Source organism: Mesorhizobium sp. CO1-1-7 (assembly GCF_020164885.1).
Classification (GTDB): Bacteria; Pseudomonadota; Alphaproteobacteria; order Rhizobiales; family Rhizobiaceae; genus Mesorhizobium; species Mesorhizobium australicum.
Genome location: NZ_JAIUHA010000010.1, coordinates 63,002 through 81,849, shown reverse-complemented (window position 1 = coordinate 81,849; position 18,848 = coordinate 63,002). Strand labels below are relative to the sequence as shown.

At 64.2% G+C, this 18,848-nt stretch carries 18 protein-coding genes; 10 read left to right on the top strand and 8 right to left on the bottom strand.

Annotated features, from left to right (window positions below):
* Nucleotides 1-69 precede the first annotated feature (69 nt).
* Together LB516_RS21995 and LB516_RS21990 are read right to left on the bottom strand one after the other, a co-directional pair.
* The gene (locus tag LB516_RS21995) at nucleotides 70-849 is read right to left on the bottom strand and encodes a proton-conducting membrane transporter (RefSeq protein WP_140789040.1); all 780 of its coding nucleotides are present in this window, start codon (nucleotides 847-849) and stop codon (nucleotides 70-72) included.
* 357 nt (nucleotides 850-1,206) lie between these two features.
* Nucleotides 1,207-3,045: a M3 family oligoendopeptidase gene (locus LB516_RS21990; RefSeq protein WP_224720358.1), complete on the bottom strand. Its 1,839-nt coding sequence runs from the start codon at nucleotides 3,043-3,045 to the stop codon at nucleotides 1,207-1,209.
* 191 nt (nucleotides 3,046-3,236) lie between these two features.
* Here LB516_RS21990 and LB516_RS21985 point away from each other — a divergent pair, with 191 nt between their 5' ends.
* The 3 genes from LB516_RS21985 to LB516_RS21975 all read left to right on the top strand — a co-directional run bounded on the left by LB516_RS21985 (nucleotide 3,237) and on the right by LB516_RS21975 (nucleotide 7,355).
* A complete protein-coding gene (locus LB516_RS21985) occupies nucleotides 3,237-4,778 on the top strand; it encodes a sigma-54-dependent transcriptional regulator (RefSeq protein ID WP_140661793.1) in 1,542 nt (513 codons plus the stop codon).
* A gap of 366 nt (nucleotides 4,779-5,144) precedes the next feature.
* Nucleotides 5,145-6,980, top strand: a complete 1,836-nt coding sequence (locus LB516_RS21980) for a DUF882 domain-containing protein (protein ID WP_263485724.1) — start codon at nucleotides 5,145-5,147, stop codon at nucleotides 6,978-6,980.
* 180 nt (nucleotides 6,981-7,160) lie between these two features.
* Nucleotides 7,161-7,355, top strand: coding sequence for a hypothetical protein (locus LB516_RS21975; RefSeq protein ID WP_140721389.1), 195 nt, complete (start codon nucleotides 7,161-7,163; stop codon nucleotides 7,353-7,355).
* A gap of 77 nt (nucleotides 7,356-7,432) precedes the next feature.
* Here LB516_RS21975 and LB516_RS21970 read toward each other — a convergent pair whose 3' ends face one another.
* A complete protein-coding gene (locus tag LB516_RS21970) occupies nucleotides 7,433-8,071 on the bottom strand; it encodes a 2-dehydro-3-deoxy-phosphogluconate aldolase (RefSeq protein WP_140661795.1) in 639 nt (212 codons plus the stop codon).
* A gap of 200 nt (nucleotides 8,072-8,271) precedes the next feature.
* Between LB516_RS21970 and LB516_RS21965 the strand changes: the two genes are divergently transcribed.
* The 3 genes from LB516_RS21965 (at nucleotide 8,272) to LB516_RS21955 (ending at nucleotide 11,115) form a co-directional block, all read left to right on the top strand.
* On the top strand, nucleotides 8,272-9,204 hold the full coding sequence (locus LB516_RS21965) for a rhodanese-related sulfurtransferase (RefSeq protein ID WP_015315859.1): 933 nt from the start codon (nucleotides 8,272-8,274) through the stop codon (nucleotides 9,202-9,204).
* A 117-nt stretch (nucleotides 9,205-9,321) separates the two neighbouring features.
* Nucleotides 9,322-10,059, top strand: coding sequence for a tellurite resistance TerB family protein (locus LB516_RS21960; protein WP_140619403.1), 738 nt, complete (start codon nucleotides 9,322-9,324; stop codon nucleotides 10,057-10,059).
* 300 nt (nucleotides 10,060-10,359) lie between these two features.
* Nucleotides 10,360-11,115, top strand: a complete 756-nt coding sequence (locus LB516_RS21955) for an SDR family oxidoreductase (protein ID WP_224720357.1) — start codon at nucleotides 10,360-10,362, stop codon at nucleotides 11,113-11,115.
* 33 nt (nucleotides 11,116-11,148) lie between these two features.
* Here LB516_RS21955 and LB516_RS21950 read toward each other — a convergent pair whose 3' ends face one another.
* Together LB516_RS21950 and LB516_RS21945 are read right to left on the bottom strand one after the other, a co-directional pair.
* Complete coding sequence (locus LB516_RS21950; RefSeq protein WP_224720356.1) at nucleotides 11,149-11,523, bottom strand: YciI family protein; 375 nt, start codon at nucleotides 11,521-11,523, stop codon at nucleotides 11,149-11,151.
* Nucleotides 11,524-11,670: 147 nt separating this feature from the next.
* Entirely contained in the window at nucleotides 11,671-12,855 is a 1,185-nt protein-coding gene (locus tag LB516_RS21945) for a pyridoxal phosphate-dependent aminotransferase (RefSeq protein WP_140661796.1), read from the bottom strand.
* An 83-nt stretch (nucleotides 12,856-12,938) separates the two neighbouring features.
* On the opposite strand from LB516_RS21945, the gene LB516_RS21940 reads away from it, so the two are divergent.
* From LB516_RS21940 to denD, 4 genes are all read left to right on the top strand, one after another.
* Nucleotides 12,939-13,625, top strand: coding sequence for a GNAT family N-acetyltransferase (locus tag LB516_RS21940; protein WP_224720355.1), 687 nt, complete (start codon nucleotides 12,939-12,941; stop codon nucleotides 13,623-13,625).
* Between the two features lie 14 nt (nucleotides 13,626-13,639).
* On the top strand, nucleotides 13,640-14,608 hold the full coding sequence (locus LB516_RS21935; protein ID WP_140823131.1) for a cation diffusion facilitator family transporter: 969 nt from the start codon (nucleotides 13,640-13,642) through the stop codon (nucleotides 14,606-14,608).
* 89 nt (nucleotides 14,609-14,697) lie between these two features.
* Complete coding sequence (locus LB516_RS21930; RefSeq protein WP_140661799.1) at nucleotides 14,698-14,907, top strand: hypothetical protein; 210 nt, start codon at nucleotides 14,698-14,700, stop codon at nucleotides 14,905-14,907.
* A gap of 12 nt (nucleotides 14,908-14,919) precedes the next feature.
* Nucleotides 14,920-15,900: a D-erythronate dehydrogenase gene (gene denD / locus LB516_RS21925; RefSeq protein WP_015315871.1), complete on the top strand. Its 981-nt coding sequence runs from the start codon at nucleotides 14,920-14,922 to the stop codon at nucleotides 15,898-15,900.
* Between the two features lie 38 nt (nucleotides 15,901-15,938).
* On the opposite strand, the gene LB516_RS21920 is transcribed toward denD, so the two are convergent.
* The 3 genes from LB516_RS21920 to LB516_RS21910 all read right to left on the bottom strand — a co-directional run bounded on the left by LB516_RS21920 (nucleotide 15,939) and on the right by LB516_RS21910 (nucleotide 18,846).
* A complete protein-coding gene (locus LB516_RS21920) occupies nucleotides 15,939-17,033 on the bottom strand; it encodes a nickel/cobalt transporter (protein ID WP_224720443.1) in 1,095 nt (364 codons plus the stop codon).
* Between the two features lie 77 nt (nucleotides 17,034-17,110).
* On the bottom strand, nucleotides 17,111-17,779 hold the full coding sequence (locus LB516_RS21915; RefSeq protein WP_140619413.1) for a DUF1007 family protein: 669 nt from the start codon (nucleotides 17,777-17,779) through the stop codon (nucleotides 17,111-17,113).
* Between the two features lie 167 nt (nucleotides 17,780-17,946).
* Nucleotides 17,947-18,846 carry a LysR family transcriptional regulator gene (locus LB516_RS21910; RefSeq protein ID WP_127275856.1) on the bottom strand — a complete coding sequence of 300 codons (900 nt, stop codon included), beginning with the start codon at nucleotides 18,844-18,846 and terminating at the stop codon, nucleotides 17,947-17,949.
* Nucleotides 18,847-18,848: the final 2 nt, after the last annotated feature.

The window sequence follows — 18,848 nt, the reverse complement described above, 5'->3', positions numbered from 1 at the left end:
AACCTTGCCGACAAAAGAAAGCGGCGGCGCCCTTGGCGCCCCCGGTCGCATGGCCTCTGTATCCGTCGTTCAGGTATTGCTGGCGGTTCCGGCCGTCGGAAACTGCTTGGCGAATTCGGCCTCGTTGCCAGCGGCGAGCAGCTTGGCCTGCTCGATCCAGCGTTCGCGCGCGATGCGGCCGTCGAAGTTCATCACCTCCTCGATCCGCTTGATGTCGGCTGGTGTCCAGCCGGCGATCTGGGCGTATGTGGTGACGCCTTGCGCCTTGAGCAGCTTTTCGTTGACTGGGCCGATGCCGATCAACCGGCGCAGATTGTCGGGCTTGCCCGACGCCGGCTTGGCCGCTGCCGGTGCGGTCTTCTTTGCAGCGGGTGCTGCCTTGGGCACGGTCGAAGTCTTCGCCGGAGCCTTGGTCGCCGGAGCCTTGCTCTGCGAAGCCATGGCTGCCGGTGCCGAAGCAGTTGCGAGTTTGGCGGCCGCGGGCTTCGGTGCTGCCTTTGCCGGGGCCGCCTTCGCGGCGGCTGGCTTGGCTGCCGCCGCACCGGATTTTGCAACGGCTGGCGTCGACATCAGGGCTGCCGGTGGCTGACTTGACGCCTTTGCTCCGCCGGTGCCCGACGAGGCCTGCGCCTCGCGCAGCTGACGCTCGAGGTCTGAGCGGCTCTTGCCGCATGCACTGAGTTCGCCGGTCAGGCGGTCGCTGTCGGCGCGCAGCTTGTCGCGCTCGCTGCGGGTGCGATCGAGGTCGCCGCGAAGACTGTCGAGCTCACCGCGCAGGCGCCCCCAGATGAACCAGCCGACCAACACGCCTACCAACAACGCCAGGACCACGTAGAAAAAAGTGCCCATTGTCTCTCTCCAGTCAGATCCGTCTGCCGTGGGTCATGGCCTTCGGCGCAGGACTACTCGATGATGGTTCCGCGGTTCGCGGAACAGCCGGCTTCGGTCAAGCTGTCGGCGATCGGCTTTGCCTGCCCATGGCCAACGGCCGTTGTCGCGTTCGCCTGATCGCCACGGCCGGCTGAGATTTCCCTCGCCGATCCGCATGCGCTCCGGCTGAGCTTAAACGGAAAGCTACCATAGAGCTTGCGGAAAGCTATGGGAAAACGTCGATGTAGAGTTCTTCAAGAACAAATATTTAGGGCAAGAAAAGCGCGGCCCGAACATGCATTCCGGCTAAACTGTTCTTGCCGGGCGAGAGGCGTCTCAATCGTCGAGCGTTTCCAGTTCGTCAATCAGGCCGCCGATGACGCCGAGCCCGATCTGCCAGAAGGCCGGATCGGTGGCGTCGAGGCCGAAGGGCGACAGAAGCTGCGAATGATGCTTGGTGCCGCCGGCACGCAGCATCTCGAAATATTTGTCCTGAAAGCCGCGTTCGGCATTCTGGTAGACGGCATAGAGCGAGTTCACCAGGCAGTCGCCGAACGCATAGGCATAGACGTAGAAGGGCGAGTGGATGAAGTGCGGAATGTAGGTCCAGAACACCTCGTAGCCCTCGCGCAACTTGATCGCCGGTCCGAGGCTTTCGGCCTGCACCTCCAGCCAGAACTCGCCCAGCCTGTCGGATGTCAATTCGCCGTTGCGACGCTCGGCATGCACCTTGCGCTCGAATTCATAGAAGGCGACCTGGCGCACCACGGTGTTGATCATGTCCTCGACCTTCTGGGCGAGCATGGCTTTGCGCTCGCGCCGGTCGGTGGTCCGCTCGAGCAGCGAGCGGAAGGTCAGCATCTCGCCGAAGACGGATGCCGTCTCGGCCAGCGTCAGCGGCGTCGAGGCCATCAGCGCGCCCTGGCCGGCGGCCAGCACCTGATGCACGCCGTGCCCAAGTTCATGCGCCAGCGTCATCACGTCGCGCGGCTTGCCCATGTAGTTGAGCAGCACATAGGGGTGAGCCGAGGGTACGGTCGGATGTGCGAAGGCGCCCGGCGACTTGCCCGGACGCACCGGCGCGTCGATCCAGTTGCGGTCGAAGAAGGTGCGCGCGATCTCGGCCATCTCGGGCGAGAAGCGGTGATAGGCCGACAGGACCGTGTTCCTGGCCTCATCCCAGCCGATCACCGCCTGCGGCGTCTCCGGCAAGGGCGCGTTGCGGTCCCAGTGGTTCATCACCTCCATGCCGAGCCAGCGCGCCTTCATCGCATAATAGCGGTGCGACAGGCGCGGATAGGCCTCGCGCACGGCGGTGGCGAGCGCATCGACCACGCCGCGTTCGACGCGGTTGGCGAGGTGGCGTGAATCGGCAATGTCCTCGAAGCCGCGCCAGCGGTCCGAAATTTCCTTGTCCTTGGCAAGCGTGTTGGTGATCAGCGTGAAGGTGCGCAGGTTCTTGCGGAAGGTCGTGGCCAACGCCTCCGAGGCGCGGCGGCGGACCTCGCCGTCGGCATCCTGCAAGCGATTGAGGGCCGGCTCCAGGGTCAGTTCCTCGCCGTCGATATCGAAGCGAAGATCGGTCATCGTCTCGTCGAACAGGCGGTTCCAGGCGCCGCGCCCGGTTATCGATTTCTCGTGGAAAAGCTGCTCGACGCGGTCCTCGAGCTGATAGGGCTTGTCCATTCTGAGATCGAGCACCCACGGGCGGTAATGCCCGAAGGCGGGATCGGCGGCCAGCGCGCCCTCGATCGCCGCATCGTCGATCAGGTTCAGCTCGAGCGCGAAGAACAACAGATGCGCGCTGGCGTCGGTCATCTTCTCCTGGATGTCGCCATAGAGCTTGGCGCGCTGCGGATCGGCGGTATTGCCGGCATAGACGAGGCCGGCATAGGAGACGATGCGGCCGATCAGTTCCTCGAGCGCCTCGTACGCGGCCAGTGCCTCGCCCAGCCTGCCGGTAGTTCCGCGCCCGGCCTCGGCGGCGAGCGTGCCTTTCCAGCGGGCCTCGAATGCGACGGTGTCGGCCGCCGCCTTGGCAATGTCACGCTTCAGTTCCGGCGCGTCCATGCCGGCATAAAGGTCGGCGAGGTTCCATTCCGGCAGATCGCCAAGCCCGGCAGCGCCCTGACCGGACGCTGGCGCTGCAATCCGCCGATCAAACATCATGCGCATCGAGATACCTTCTTTGAATCAAATGGCCTGGGTTGAATCACGTGGCCGCATTCACGGAGCCGGACTCAACGGGAATGGAGAAGCCGGTCAAATCCTAAGGAATTCGTTCACCGGGTTTTTTGAAACCTTATTTAGAACCCTGTGCCAAGATGATCCATGGGGTTTTCGGGCGCGGGCGAAGCAAGACAGTCATGACAGGTTCCATACTCATAGTCGATGACGATCCCGTGCAGCGCCGGCTGCTCGAGGCCGCGGTGACGCGGTTCGGCCATACCGCCATCGTTGTGGATGGCGGTACCGCCGGCCTCGAAGTTCTCGACGGGCCTGGCGCCCGCGATGTCTCGGTCGTGATCCTCGACCTTGTCATGCCCGGTCTCGACGGCATCGGCGTGCTGAAGGCGATGCGCGAGCGCGACATCAGCGTGCCGGTCATCGTGCAGACCGCGCAGGGCGGCATCGAAACCGTGGTTTCGGCGATGCGCCACGGCGCTTTCGATTTCGTCGTCAAGCCGGCTTCGCCCGACAGGCTGCAGGCCTCGATCTCCAATGCGCTCAAGGTCGAGGCGGTGGAGGGCGAGGTCAAGCGCACGTCGCGCAAACGCGGCGGGCTGCTGACCTTCAGGGACATGATCACCCATAGTCCGGCCATGGACCGGGTGATACGTCTCGGCCAGAAAGCGGCGGCCTCTCACATCCCGATCCTGATCGAGGGCGAGTCGGGCGTCGGCAAGGAACTGGTGGCGCGTGCCATCCAGGGCAGCGGCGACCGCCGCTCGAAACCCTTCGTCACCGTCAATTGCGGCGCCATTCCCGACAATCTGGTGGAATCCATCCTGTTCGGCCATGAGAAAGGCTCGTTCACCGGCGCCACCGACAAGCACACCGGCAAATTCGTCGAGGCGCATTCCGGCACGCTGTTCCTCGACGAGATCGGCGACCTGCCGCTCGACGTCCAGGTCAAGCTGCTGCGCGCCGTCCAGGAAGGCGAGGTCGATCCGGTCGGCGGCCGCTCGACCGTCAAGGTCGACATCCGGCTGATTTCGGCGACGCACCGCAACCTCCTGCAACAGGTCAAGGACGGCAAATTCCGCGAGGATCTGTTCTACCGGCTGAACGTCTACCCGATCTTCGTGCCGCCGCTGCGCGACCGCCGCGACGACATTCCCCATCTGGTCGCGCATTTCATGGAGAAGGTGGCGCCGGCCGACCCGCGCCATCGGCTAAAAGGCATTTCGGCGGCAGCACTTGCGGTGCTGCAGGCTTATGACTGGCCCGGCAACATCCGGCAGCTCGAAAACGCCGTCTTCCGCGCCTCGGTGCTGTGCGAAGGCGATGTGTTGACCGCCGATGACTTCCCGCAGATCCGCGCGCAGGTGGAAGGCACCCTCAATCTCGACGCGGACGACACGTTGGAGGCAAGCAGCGTTGCGCCGCCGCCGTCGCTGGAGCCGCGCGACGAGGACGTTGTGCCCGACGAGACCGCTCCGGCGGCTGTGCTGCCGGCCGGGGTCCAGGCCCGCTTCGGCACGCTGCGGGCGCTCGACGAGCGCGGCAATGTGCGTGCGCTGGCCGATGTCGAGCTCGAAATGATCAAGCTCGCCATCGATCACTACAATGGCCAGATGAGCGAGGTCGCCCGCCGGCTCGGCATCGGTCGCTCGACGCTTTACCGCAAGCTCAAGGAATATGGCATCGACCCGGAAACCGGCCGCGTCGACAGGCTTGCTTCCTGAGCCGCAAGGCAGGCACCAGTTTCCCTCGTCATTATATGGTTCGACAGAGCGCCGTCGCCGGATAATGGCGGCTCGACGGGGTATTGTTCACGCATTGAGGCCGACGGTAACAGATCGTGTTCGGCCCAAGCCGGAATCCTGATCTAAACCAGCGGTTTACCAAGAAACCTTGCGGACAATTTTTGACGGGATATCGCCATGGTCTTACCGCATTTTGGCTTCAATAAGCGATGATTAACCATTAGGATCGATATTCGGATGTGAAAACGACACGTCCGTTTGGGCAAATCCGGGGACAAACGGCAGCCTGCAAGGCCTTTTGATTTGAACAGAATCGAACGACTCACAAACGGGCGGCACTATCATTTGAGCGTCTGGCCGAGATGGTTGGCGGCGGTGATTGTCGCATTTGGTTTTGTTGCCGCGGCCGCCACGGGCGCCCAGGCCGAAGTTCGTTCGCTGAAGCTCTACCATCTTCACACGCATGAGAAGGCGGAGATCGTCTACAAGCGCAATGGCCGCTACGTTCCCGAAGGCCTGAGGAAGATCAACATCATTTTGCGCGACTGGCGTCGCAACGAGCCGACCAAAATGGACCCGCGTCTGCTGGATCTGGTCTGGGAGGCGTATCGGGAAAGTGGCGCCACCGATTATATCCAGGTCGTCTGCGGCTACCGTTCGCCGTCCACCAATTCGATGCTGCGCAGCCGCAGCCGCGGTGTCGCCGAGAAGAGCCAGCATATGCTTGGCAAGGCGATGGATTTCTACATTCCCGGCGTACCGCTGAAGAAGCTGCGCAACATCGGCCTCAAGATGCAGGGCGGTGGCGTCGGCTATTACCCGACCTCCGGTTCGCCATTCGTCCACATGGATGTCGGCAATGTGCGCCACTGGCCCGGCATCAGCCGCCAGGAACTGGTCAGCCTGTTCCCCAATGGCAAGACGCTGCATGTGCCGAGCGATGGCCGGCCGCTGCCCGGCTATGAACAGGCGCTGGCCTCCTACAAGTCGCGCAAGGGTTCGGGCACACCGAATATCGAAGTGGCCAGCGCCGGCGGCAGCGGCAAGAAATCCGGCGGGTTCCTCGCTGCCTTCTTCGGCGGCGGTGGCGATGACGAGGCCGACGACAGCGCAGACGTCGAGACCGCTTCGGCCGCACCCGCGCCCAAGGCTAGAAATCTGAAGCCGGCCGCGACAGCCAAGAGCGGCAACCTGCCTGGCATTGCCATCGTGGCCCCCGAGAATGCCCAGCGCGCCGACATTCCGCAGATTGCCGACGAGCAGGCTCCGGAACCGGAGAAGGACACGCCGGAGACAATCATCGCGGCGCTGCCGGCCAAGGAAATCCCGCTGCCCGATTTCGCGCCTCGGCCGAAGGCCGATGTCGGCGCACAGACGCCTGAAAACGTTCCCTTCGCCACGGCGGATGCGACGACCACCACGGAACAGGCCGTGGCGACCGCGCAGGCGCCGGCGAACATGCCTTTCGGCAAGGCCGATCCGGCGCTGGCAGCGGCAGCCGATCCGGCGCAGGTCGCGGTCAACAATATCCCCTTGCCGACATGGCGTCCCGAACGCACGCTGCCGGCGGATCTCGCGCCGCCGCCCAGCAAGGACGTGCTGATGGCGCTGGCCGAAACGGCTGACCAGGGCAAGACCGCGACGGATGCGTTCTCCGTGCTGCCGACGGCGCGTCCCGAGCCGGCCAAGCCGGATGCCGTCAAGGCCGTGCTCGACGAGGCCAATGCCAAGGCCGGCACGGCCGACGAATATCAGCTCGCCTCGCTGGCCGTGGAACCGCGTTCAGCCTTCAACGATCCGTCCGGCGTCGATGCGGCATCGCCGCGCCAGGCTGTTGCCGGCCGGCCGGCCGGTTCGGATCCGGCCGCCGCGATCGGCGCCGGTGTGAAGACGACCCGCAAGGAGGCCAGGGCCACCGCCCGCGATCAGAAGCCTGGCCCCAGGGCCGTAGTGGTTGCCGCAGCGCCGCAGGCCGCCCGCTGGGCACTGACCAGCGGCGAGAACGTCGCCACCGTTTCGAGTGCGACGACTGCGCCGGGTTACGCCTACAACATCGTGCATACGCCGCCGAGCGAGGTCTATACGGCCGGCTTCCAGCAGGACAATCAGGTGGCCGACGCCAATCGCTTTACCGGCAACGCCGTCAAGTTCCTGTCTGTCGCCCGCTTCCAGACGAAGTAACGAACAGGCCGCAGTATGCCGAGGCCGCGCCGGGCGATCCGCGCGGCTTCTTGCTGTCCCAGGGTGCGATGCATGCGGTCTCCGATCCCTGAGGATCACGCGCGGCTGAACTTCTCGTGAAGCGGGAACGGCCCACTCATTTCCGGTTTAGTGTGGGTACGCTCCAACCCGAGGATATTCATGAAAAAGATTCTACTGGCATCAGTTATGGCGCTGGCGGCAGCATCGGCCGCGATCGCGCCATCACAGGCGGAGACCGTTGTCGTCAAGACCGACAATCATATGCACATGATGAAGAAGCACTGCCGCACCAGGGTGGTGACGCACTGGCGGCACCATCACAAGGTGACGGAGACGGTCAAGGTCTGCAACTGATCGCAGTCTGGACTAGCCAGTCAAAAAGGCCCGGTCGACGCTCGTCGGCCGGGTTTTTCATGCCGTGCGGAAAGACGCTATTTCCCGAGTTCGCTGGCAGCGCGTGCGAGCGCTTCGATCTGATCCCACTTGCCGGCCTTGACCATGTCGTCGGGCGCCACCCATGAGCCGCCGACGCAGATGACATTGGACAGGCTGAGATAATCGGCCGCGTTCTTGCCGGTGATGCCGCCGGTCGGGCAGAACTTGACGTCCGCCAGCGGCGAGGCAAAAGCCTTGAGCGAAGCGATGCCGCCGGACTGTTCGGCCGGGAAGAATTTCAGGAAGCGCAGGCCGGCTTCGCGCGCGGCCATGATCTCGCCGGGCGTGATGGCGCCGGGCAGCAGCGGAACCTCGCTGTCGGAGGCGGCAGCCAGAAGCTCGCGGGTGATGCCGGGGCTGACGATGAAGCGCGAACCGGCCGCGGCCGCTTCGTCGAACTGGCTGGCATCCAGAATGGTGCCGGCGCCGACGATGGCTTCCTCGACTTCGCCCGCCACGCGACGGATCGCTTCGAGCGCATCCGCGGTCCTCAGCGTGATCTCGATCGCCGGCAAACCGCCACGCGCCAGGGCACGGGCCAGCGGCACCGCATCGGCAACGTTGGCGATCTTCAACACCGGAATGACCGGCTGGCCATTGAGGAGCGACAGGAGGTTCTCGGTCTTGCTGGGCATTCGGTCTCTCCTTGTCGGCGGCGTATCGAGGGGATTTCAACCGATTAGCAGACCGGTATTGCCCTGTCCACGGAACCCATCGCGGCGCGATGTCACGCGTGGCCACTCAGCTTAAAGGTTCTTTCCCGACAGAGCCATGACAGACGGATCGAACCCGTTTCACTTGAATCGGCTTCTACTAGCGTCTAGTTGCTCTGGCAATGACAACACTGCCCGCGCCATCCCAGCCAGCCCGCGTCGCCGCGCTCTACCGTTTTGCCCGGCTCGATGCTTTCGAGGCGTTGCGCGCGCCGCTTGCGGCCTTCTGCTGCGGGCGCGGCATCAAGGGCACGCTGCTCCTGGCGCATGAGGGCATCAACGGCACCGTCGCCGGCAGCGACGAAGCGATCGCCGCGCTGATCGAACACATCGAAGCGATCGACGGCCTGTCGGGTCTCGAGGTCAAGTACAGCAGTGCCGCGGCCATGCCCTTCCATCGCATGAAGGTGCGGCTGAAGCGCGAGATCGTCACCATGGGCGTCGAGACCATCGACCCGGCGGCAAGTGCGGGCACCTATGTGGAGGCGGGCGACTGGAATGCGCTGATCTCGCAAGCCGACACGATCGTCATCGATACGCGCAACGCCTATGAGGTCTCGATCGGCAGCTTCAAGGGCGCCGTCGACCCGGCGACGGCGAGCTTTCGCGAATTCCCGGCCTGGGTGGAAGCGCATCGGGCGGATCTCGAAGGACGCAAGGTGGCGATGTTCTGCACCGGCGGCATTCGCTGCGAAAAGGCGACCGCCTATGTGAAGTCACTCGGCTTCGAGGACGTGTTCCACCTCAAGGGGGGCATCCTCAAATACCTTGAGGAGGTTCCAGCGGAGCAGAGCCTGTGGCAAGGCGAGTGCTTCGTCTTCGACGAGCGGGTTTCGGTGTCGCACGGCCTCACCGAGGGTGATGCGGAGCTTTGCCGTGCCTGTCGCCATCCGCTGACGGCAAGCGAGCTGGCTTCGCCTCGATATGCCGCCGGCGTTTCTTGCCCGCATTGTTTTGACGCCCGCTCGGACGAAGACCGGAAGCGCTACGCGGAGCGGCAGCGACAGGTCGAGCTCGCGCAAGCGCGGGGCAGGGGACCGCACATCGGGTCCTGATCGAGGGCGCCGGGGCCGGGCAAACCGGGGCACTGTCATTGCAATGTCAAGCTTCGGGACCTACCTCTTCGGCGTTCGAAACCTGCCCGTTCGGCTGGGCAAATCCTGGAGGCATCGATGTTCGATCCCAAGAAGCTTCTTGACGATCTGCTCGGCTCGCAAGTTCCCGGTGCCAGCGGCACGGTCCGCGACAAGGCTGGCCAGGCGGTGCAGATGGCCAAGGACAATCCGCTGGCCGCCGGTGCGCTAGCCGCCGTGCTGCTTGGGACCGGCGCCGGCCGGCAGGTGACGGGTGCCGCGGTGAAGCTCGGCGGACTGGCCGCCATCGGTGGTCTCGCCTACAAGGCCTACCAGAACTACAAGGCCGGCAACGCACCGGAACAGGCGCCCGCGGCTGGCGAGCCGGAATTGCTGCCGCCGCCCAAGGACACCGCCTTCCACCCGTCGCAGGCGCCGCAAGGCGAGGATGAGTTCACGCTGACCCTGGTGCGGGCGATGATCTCGGCGGCCAAGGCCGACGGCCATGTCGACGACGAAGAGCGCCGGAAGATCGCCGGCAAGCTCAGCCTCGCCGGGATCGGCACCGATGCGGAAAAATTCCTGATGGCGGAGCTGGAGAGGCCGCTCGACCTCGACACGCTGGTGGCCGGCGCCAAGACCGACGCGCAGAAGCTCGAACTCTATACGGCGTCGCGCCTTACCATCGATCCCAACACGCGCGCCGAGCGCGGTTACCTCGACCTGCTTGCCGGGCGTCTCGGCCTGCCGGACTCGCTGATCGACCATGTCGAGGCGACGGTTTCGGCGGCGAAAGTGCCCACGGCCGAGGGTACGCCACCCAATCCGCAGTGGTAACCCGGATTGGCACACAGGCCGTGGAGGCGTTAACCTTTCGTTAACTCAGGAAGCGCATGATTCTACACAGTCGGATCGGCTTTTCCTCCTCCCAAGCCCGGTTCAGATCAGGGCGGTCGCCAATGACCGCCCTTTTTGTCCGTCCTCGCCGGCTGCCCTCCAAATAAATGGGTTCACTTTTCGAGGCCATGTCCCAGTGGCCGCGCTTGCCATCGCTGCCATCATTTGCGATGCCTTCTCCACCCGAACCAAATTTGTAGATCAGGCGAGCACGCACATCGCTGCCGGAGGACATCAGCCATGACCGAGCAAAAGACCGCCATCGTCACCGGGGCCGGCACCGGGATCGGCAAGAGCGTAGCCACGGCATTGCTCAAGGCCGGCTGGAATACGGTGTTCTGCGGGCGCCGCAAGCCGGTGCTGGATGCCGCGATCGCCGAGATCGGGCCGACCGAGGCCAAGGCATTGGCGGTTGCCTGCGACATCAGCAAAGCCGGTGAGGTCGACGATCTGTTCGAGACCGTGGCGGAGGCTTTCGGGCGGGTCGATCTGCTCTTCAACAATGCAGGCATGGGCTACAAGTCGACGCCGATCGACGAGATCCCGGTCGAGGTCTGGAACGATATCGTCGGCGTCAACCTCACCGGATCTTTCTTGTGCGCGCGCGCGGCCTTCGGCGCCATGCGCAAGCAGAAGCCGATGGGCGGCCGCATCATCAACAATGGTTCGGTGTCGGCCTATGCGCCGCGCCCGGGCTCGGTGCCCTATACGGCGACCAAGCACGCCATCACCGGGCTGACCAAGACGCTGGCGCTCGATGGCCGCCCCTATGACATCGCCTGCGGACAGATCGACATCGGCAATGCATTGACCGACATGGCGCAGCCGATGACCGTCGGCGTGCCGCAGGCCAATGGCTCGATATCAGCCGAAGCGGTGATGGATGTCCAACGCGTCGCCGACGCGGTCGTGCACATGGCCAGCCTGCCGCTCGGCGCCAACGTGCTGTTCATGACCGTGATGGCGACCAAGATGCCGTTCGTGGGGCGTGGGTGAGCAGCGCGTGCCGGCAGCGCTTTCGCCCGGGCCTCATTTTTCCGCCAGCGGCACGCCGGGCTTGAAGAGTAGAATGGGCCTGATCTCGTAAACGGCGGTCGGATTGACACGACGAAGATCGCGGGCGATCGCGATGGCGTCGTCCCTGGTGACGCAGTCGACGACATAGAGGCCGAGCAACTGTTCCTTGGTCTCGGCGAAGGGCCCATCGATGATCATACCGTCGCCCGGGCCGCGCAAGGTGCAGGCATCCCGTGTCGTTCCCAGACGCGCCGACGGCCCAAGCGTGCCTTCCGCATGAAGCCTGGTGTTGATCTTGAGCAACTCGGCCATCAGCGCCGCATCTTCCTGCGGCGTCAGCACCTCGATCGCATCTTCCACGTGATAGGCAAGGATTGCATAGAACATGCGAGATTCCCCCATTGGTCCTGATACGGGAATTCGTAGCCGTTTTCGGTATGCCCGCACAGCCTTGGCTACGCGCCTCCGGACGGCTCATGACACCGTCATGGAATGCGGTGGCAAGCTATCCGGCTCGCGCGGCGACGCTGATGCTCACTTGGCCAGGAACGTTCCGATCCTGTCCAGCGCGCGCAAAATGTTTTCCTCGGAATTGGCGTAGGAGAGCCTGACATAGCCTTCGCCGAGAATGCCGAAATCGGGGCCGCCGATCAGCGCCACACCAGCCTCGTCGAGCAGGGCCGAGGCGAGTTTCTTGGCCTTCCAGCCGGTCTTCGAGACATTGGGGAAGGCATAGAACGCGCCCTTGGGCGTGATGCAGGAGATGTTTGGCAGGGCATTCAGGCCCTCGACCACGATTTTCCGGCGGTTGTCGAAGGCGCGCATCATAGTGTCGACGTCATCCTGCGGGCCGTCGATCGCCGCGATGCCGGCGAACTGGCTTGGTGCGTTGACGCAGGACCAGCAATTGACCGCCAGCTTGCGCACCTTGTCGTAGAGGTGGGCGCCCTTGTCGCCGTTCGGCCAGATCGACCAGCCCATGCGCCAGCCGGTCATCGCCCAGGTCTTGGACCAGCCGTTGAGCACGATCAGCCGGTCACGGATCTCGGGAAAGCCAAGCAGCGAGCAATGCGTCTCGCCGTCATAAGTCATGACATCGTAGATTTCGTCGGAGAGAATGGCCACGTCTGGATGCTTCTCAAGCCCCTTGACCAGCTTCTCGATCTCGGCGCGCGGGGTGACGCCGCCGGTCGGGTTGGCCGGCGAGTTGAGGATCAAGAGCCTGGTCTTCGGCGTGATCAGCCCCAGCGTCTCTTCGGCCGAGAAGGCGAAGCCGTTCTCCTCGCGCATCGGCACGGGAATGGGGGTTGCACCGGTGAACTCGATCATCGAGCGGTAGATGGGAAAGCCGGGGTCGGGATAGAGGATCTCGGCGCCGGGCTCGCCGAACATCAGGATGGCGGCGAACATGGTCGGCTTGCCGCCGGGCAGGATCATCACCGCCTCCGGCGAGACCTCGACGCCGGTGGTCGTCAGCGTGCGCCGCACCACCGCCTCGCGGGTCGCCAGCAGGCCATTGGCCGGCGTGTAGCCATGGTGGCCGTCACGCAGCGCCTTGATCGCCGCCTCGACGATGTGCTGCGGCGTCTTGAAGTCGGGCTGGCCGATGCCGAGATTGACGATGTCGCGGCCCTGGCTCGCCAGCGCCGTTGCCCGGGCCAGCACGGCAAAAGCGTTTTCCTCGCCAAGACGGTCGAAGGCCGAAATCGTGTGGAGCATTTTTCCCGTCCCTGTGGTTCTTACTGTTGGCGAGCGTTTTTGTGAGCGTCCGCCCGCAAAAGTCAAACGGATTGGAGTTTTCGGTGTCGGAAAATCTCAAAGACTGGCAGCCGCGCCCGCGCCCGGAGCGCAAGGTTCTAGAGGGCCGCTATGTCAGGCTCGAGCCATTGAGTGCCGCAACACATGGCGACGGCCTCTATGAAGCGTCGTCCGTGGCCGACGTCGACGGCCGCTTCGCGTGGCTGCCCGACTATCCGCCGGAAACCCGCGCCGCCTTCCAGCCCTGGCTGGACAAGGTGGAGGCGAGCGAGGATCCACTATTCTTCGCCATTGTCGACAAGGCAAGCGGCAAGGTCGCCGGCCGCCAGACGCTGATGCGCATCGATCCGACCTATGGCGTCATCGAGATCGGCAACATCTACTGGGGACCGCTCATCTCGCGCAAGCCGGCGGCGACGGAAGCGCAGTTCCTGTTCATGAAATACATCTTCGACGAGCTCGGCTATCGCCGCTACGAATGGAAGTGCAACAACCGTAACGAGCCGTCGAAGCGCGCGGCGGAACGGTTCGGCTTCAAGTTCGAGGGTATTTTCCGCCAGCATCTCATCGTCAAGGGTGAAAACCGCGACACCGCGTGGTATTCGACCATCGACAAGGAATGGCCGGCTTTGCGCAAGGCTTATGGAGCCTGGCTCGATCCGGCCAACTTCGACGCCAATGGCCAGCAGAACCGCCGGCTCGAGGATTTTCGCGCGGAATTCGGCGCCTAACGGGAGTTTGCCATTTGGCGCATATCCACGATCACAGCGGGCACGATCACGGCGGTGGCCATGTGCACGGCTCGACGGACAAGAAGCGCGTGCTGATCGCGGCCTGCCTGACCGCCGGCTTCATGGTGGCCGAGGCGCTAGGCGGCCTGTTTACCGGGTCGCTGGCGCTGCTGGCCGATGCCGGCCACATGCTCGCCGACGCCATTGCGCTCGGCCTGGCTTGGTATGCCTTCCATCTGGCGGGCCGGCCGGCAACCGGCCAGCTCACCTACGGCTTCGGCCGCGTCAAGACGCTGGTGGCCTACACCAATGGCATCGCCATTTTCGTCATCGCGCTGTGGATCGTCTACGAAGCGTGGGATCGCCTGCTGACACCGGCGCCGGTGCTGGGCGGGCCGATGCTGGTGGTGGCGATCCTCGGCCTGCTGGTCAATATCGGCTCCTTCCTGGTGCTGCATGGCGGCGATCGAGACAACCTCAACATGCGCGGCGCCATCCTGCATGTGCTCGGCGACCTGCTCGGCTCGGCAGCCGCGATCGTCGCGGCGCTGGTCATCCTGGCGACCGGCTGGACGCCGATCGACCCGATCCTGTCCGTGCTGGTCTCGCTGCTGATCCTGTCCACCGCGTGGTCGCTGATGCGCGCCGCCGCCCACGTCCTGCTCGAAGGCGTGCCGCCGAGCCTCGATCGCGACCTGATCGCCGGGGACATTCAGGCAACGGTCCAGGGCGTGCGCGAGGTGCACCATATGCACATCTGGTCGCTCGACGGGTCGAGCAGCATGGCGACGCTGCATGCCTGCCTCAACGAGGGCGTCGATGCCCATCAGGCGGTCAGCGCCATCAAGAAGCGGCTTGCCAGCGAGCACGGCATCAGCCATGCCACCGTGGAACCGGAATTCGGCCGGTGCGCCGACGATGGCGACGACCATCATCACGAGCATGAGCACGATGCGGCCGCGCATCACGGCCACTATCACTAGGATCGATCGATGACCATTGATCGGACCTGCCTCAGGAGTCCTCCAGCTTTGCAACTCAGCTCGATGAACGACCGCCGTTCCGGTGCGGCATGATGGACCGTGACACGCGCAATGCGGCCATTGCGGCGGTCTGGATCATGCTTCTGTTCGGCATTACCGCTTTCTACCTGCCGACCGTGATGTTGGCACTCGGCAGTTATTCGACCGTGCTGGCGGGTATCTTCGGCACCGTCTTCGTGCTGGCGTTTTTCCTGGTGTTCTGGTTGCGCGCGCGCACCCAGCGCAAAAATCGGAAGTAAGGGATATCGGACATGCGCATTTTGATCACCGGCGCCGCGGGCATGGTCGGCCGCAAGCTCATCGCCCGGCTGGCCAAGGACGGCACGCTGCGCGGCGAGAAGATCACCGCGCTCGACCTGCACGACATCGTGCCGCCGCAGGCGCCAGCCATGGACGGCGTCAGCGTCGCGCTGCACACGGGGGACCTTGCCGAAGCAGGCGCCGCGGAAAGCCTGGTTGTGTCGCGCCCCGATGTCGTCTTCCACCTCGCCGGCATCGTGTCGGGTGAGGCGGAAGCGAATTTCGACCTCGGCTACCGCGTCAACCTCGACGGCACGCGTGCGCTGTTCGACGCCATCCGCCTGGCAGGGTTTGCGCCGCGCGTCGTCTTCACGTCGTCAATCGCCGTTTTCGGCGCGCCGTTCCCGGATGTCATACCGGACGAATTCCACCCGACGCCGCTGACCTCCTACGGCACGCAGAAGCAAATGAGCGAAGCGCTGCTGGCAGACTATTCCAGGCGCGGCTTCTTCGACGGCATCGGCATCCGGCTGCCGACGATCTGCGTGCGGCCCGGCAAGCCCAACAAGGCGGCGTCCGGCTTCTTCTCCGGTATCATTCGTGAACCCTTGAGCGGGCAGGAGGCGATCCTGCCGGTGCCGCGCTCGGTCGTGCACACCCATGCCAGCCCGCGCTCGGCGGTGAGTTTCCTGATCCATGGCGCGGAGATCGAGGGCGCAGCCGTGGGGCCGCGCCGCAACCTGACGATGCCGGGTGTCGCCGTCACCGTTGGCGAGCAGATCGAGGCGCTGGAACGGGTGGCTGGATCGCAGGCGACAAGCCTGATCCGCGAGGTGCCCGACGAGACGATCTGGGCAATCGTCAAGGGCTGGCCGACCCGCTTCGAGGCGCGGCGGTCAAGGGAACTTGGCTTCAGTGCCGAAAAGAGTTTTGACGAGATCATCCGCGCGCATATCGAGGATGAGCTGGGCGGCAAGATTCCCGGTCAGTAGCGCACGGTGCCTATCCCATTCCAACGGAATGGTAGGGTCTAAACGCTGCCCGTCAGGCTCGCGGACAGCAGCAGCAGTCCGAACAGGAAGACGAAGGCCGCGCCGCCGATCTCGACGATCGAGTGGATGCGGTTGCCCATGCGGCCGTCGCCGGCGAAATACACCGCCCAGTTCTTGGCGGTCACCGCCAGTGTGGCCAGGGCCGAGACGGTCATCGCGGTTCCGAACGACATTGCCAGCACCGACAGCAGGCCGCCGAGCCAGAGCCCGTTGAGCAGCGCGAAGCTGAGAACGATCAACGCACCGGAGCAAGGGCGGATGCCGACGGCGGCCACCGCCGACCAGGCGGTGCGCCAATCGAATCGGTCGCCCGACAGCAGCGCCGGATCGGGTGCATGCGAGTGGCCACAGGTGTCGCAGACCTCGCCGCTGGCGTGGTCGTGATGCGCATGATTATGCGCGCCATGGTCGTGATGATCGTGCGAATGGCCATGCCCATGGTCGTGATCGCCATGCCCGTGCAGTGCGTGGGAATGAGCGTGCGCCGCATGGTGGTGAGCGCCATGCGAATGGCCGGCATGGGAATGACCGGCGTGAGCCGCCGACAGGCTGTAGGCCGGGCCCTTGCCAAACAGGCGCAGGACGGCTGGGCCGAGCTTGCGCCACAAAAGCCAGGCGCCAAAGAGGGTGACCAGGGCAAAGCTCATGATCTCCATGAACCAGGCCGCATCGGTCATCGAGATGGTGGTGCCGCGCAGGACGAAATAGGCCAGCAGCATCACCAGGATCGCCGTCAGGCCCTGCAGCAGCGCCGAGACGAAGGACAATAGGATGCCGCGCTTCAGCGCCACTTCGTTGGCCACCATATAAGACGAGATCACCGCCTTGCCGTGGCCGGGGCCGGCGGCGTGGAAAATGCCATAGGCGAAGGACAGGCCGATGAGTATCCAGATCTTGCTGTTGTCCTGGCGCATTGCCTTCATGGCGGTCGCCAGCGCGCGGTAGAATTCCTGCTGCCTCAGATTGATCCACATCAGGATATGGGCGAACGGACCGGTGGTGGGTGCCATGCCGTCATTGACGCCGATGCCGAGCGAACTCTGGGCGTGCGCGGCATTGGCGAAATGCATCATGGCAAAGGCAAGGGCCAACAGGCCGACTGCCAAACGCAGGGACGGTTTCGAACAGTTCCCGATCGGGTTCACCGGATCTATCCTTCTGGCTGACAGGTCAGTTCGAGTTTGGTGGCAAAGATCTTGCTCATGTCGGTGCCTGTCGGATCGTTGAAGAAGGCATCCGTCAGGGTCTTCTGGTTTTCCTTGATCGCTTCGTCCGGGTCCGGCCGGACGACCTTGCTCGTGCAGTTCGACGGCAGGCCCTCGACGGTGATGTTGGAATCCTCGGTGAAGTCGATCGCCGTGTAGAAGGTCGGATCGTAGACGCCGATGTCGATCGTGCCGGACAGCTTGATCGGCGCCTTCGGTTCGGATTCAAACAGGATGATCAACTGGTCGTTGTCGAAATTGGCCATCAGATGCGGCGGCGGCGTCATCGCCACGTCCTTGCCGTCCTGCGTGACGAGCTGGAAATAATTGAACTCGGCCAGCGAGGCATGGACGGTGTCGGCGACCTCCTTCAGCTCCTTGTCGTCAAGCTTCAGGTCGGAGTTCTTGTCGAACTCCATCATCACCGTGCTCGAAAACAGATCGTCGAAGCGCCACAGATGACGCAACGCTTTCACACTTTGGTGATCCGGGGACAGGACCACGTCGAGGCGCGCCTCGGCGAAGACGTGCGGATGCACCTCGGCCGGTCCTGTCGCGGCAAAGATCGCCGCCAAGGCCGAGGCCAGCATGATTGCGTGCCGTTTCAGATGCATTCGCGGTCGCGATTCCCTTGGCTTTCGAGAGCGTGGTCGAAGGTTACCAGAAAGGGGGCGAAATTGGGACTGCGGGCGCATGTCACCCAAAAGTGCGCGAGGCTTTGGATAGAGCCACGCATGCAGGAGAGCTCAAAAGCGTGCGGTATCCGGGCTGCTGGGGCAGGTCAGGCGCTCTCGCGCGTCCTGAACCACTGCACCAGGAAATCGACGAAAACGCGCACCTTCGCCGGAAGGTAACGGCGATGCGGATAGACGGCGAAGATGCCTCCGCCCGACAGGATGCGGTCGTCGAGCACCGCCACCAATTGGCCGCTCTTGAGGTCTGGGGCGGCGATGAAATCCGGCAGGATGCAAAATCCAAGCCCCGACAAGGCCGCGGCGCGCGCCGCCATCGGGCTGTTGACCTCGATCGGGCCGGAGACGGCGATGCTCACCGGATCGCCATTGTCGCCCTTGAAGGGCCAGTTGTTCAGTCCGCGGCCATTGGTGTCGACGATGCAGGGCATGTGGCTGAGATCCTGCGGTCGCGTCGGCATGCCATGCTTGGCGATCAGTTCTGGAGAGCCGCAGAGCTTGATCGAAAACGGCGCCAGCCGCCTGGCGATCAGCGACGAGTTCTCCAGCCGCGAGATGCGCACGGCAAGGTCGAAGCCTTCCTCGACCAGATCGACAAAGCGGTCGTCGAGCTGGATGTCGAGCACGATGTCGGGATACTGCTTGGCGAAGTCGATCAGCGACTGGCCGATCGGCGCGTCGGCGAAGGTGCGCGGCGCCGACAGCTTGATGCGGCCGCGCACGTCGCCGGAGGACTCGCGCACGGCGTCGGCCAGGCTATCGACCTCGCGCACGATTTCCGAGGCGCGGCGGTAGTAGGTGTGGCCGGCCTCGGTCATCGAGAACTGGCGCGTGGTGCGGTTCAGCAGCAGAGCGCCGAGCTCGTCCTCCAGCTCGCGCACATATTTCGACAGCAGCGCCTTGGAGCGGCCGATCTTGCGCGCCGCCGCCGAAAAGCCTTCGGCCTCGACGACGTCGATGAAGGCGCGCATGCGGGTCAGTGTGTCCATTG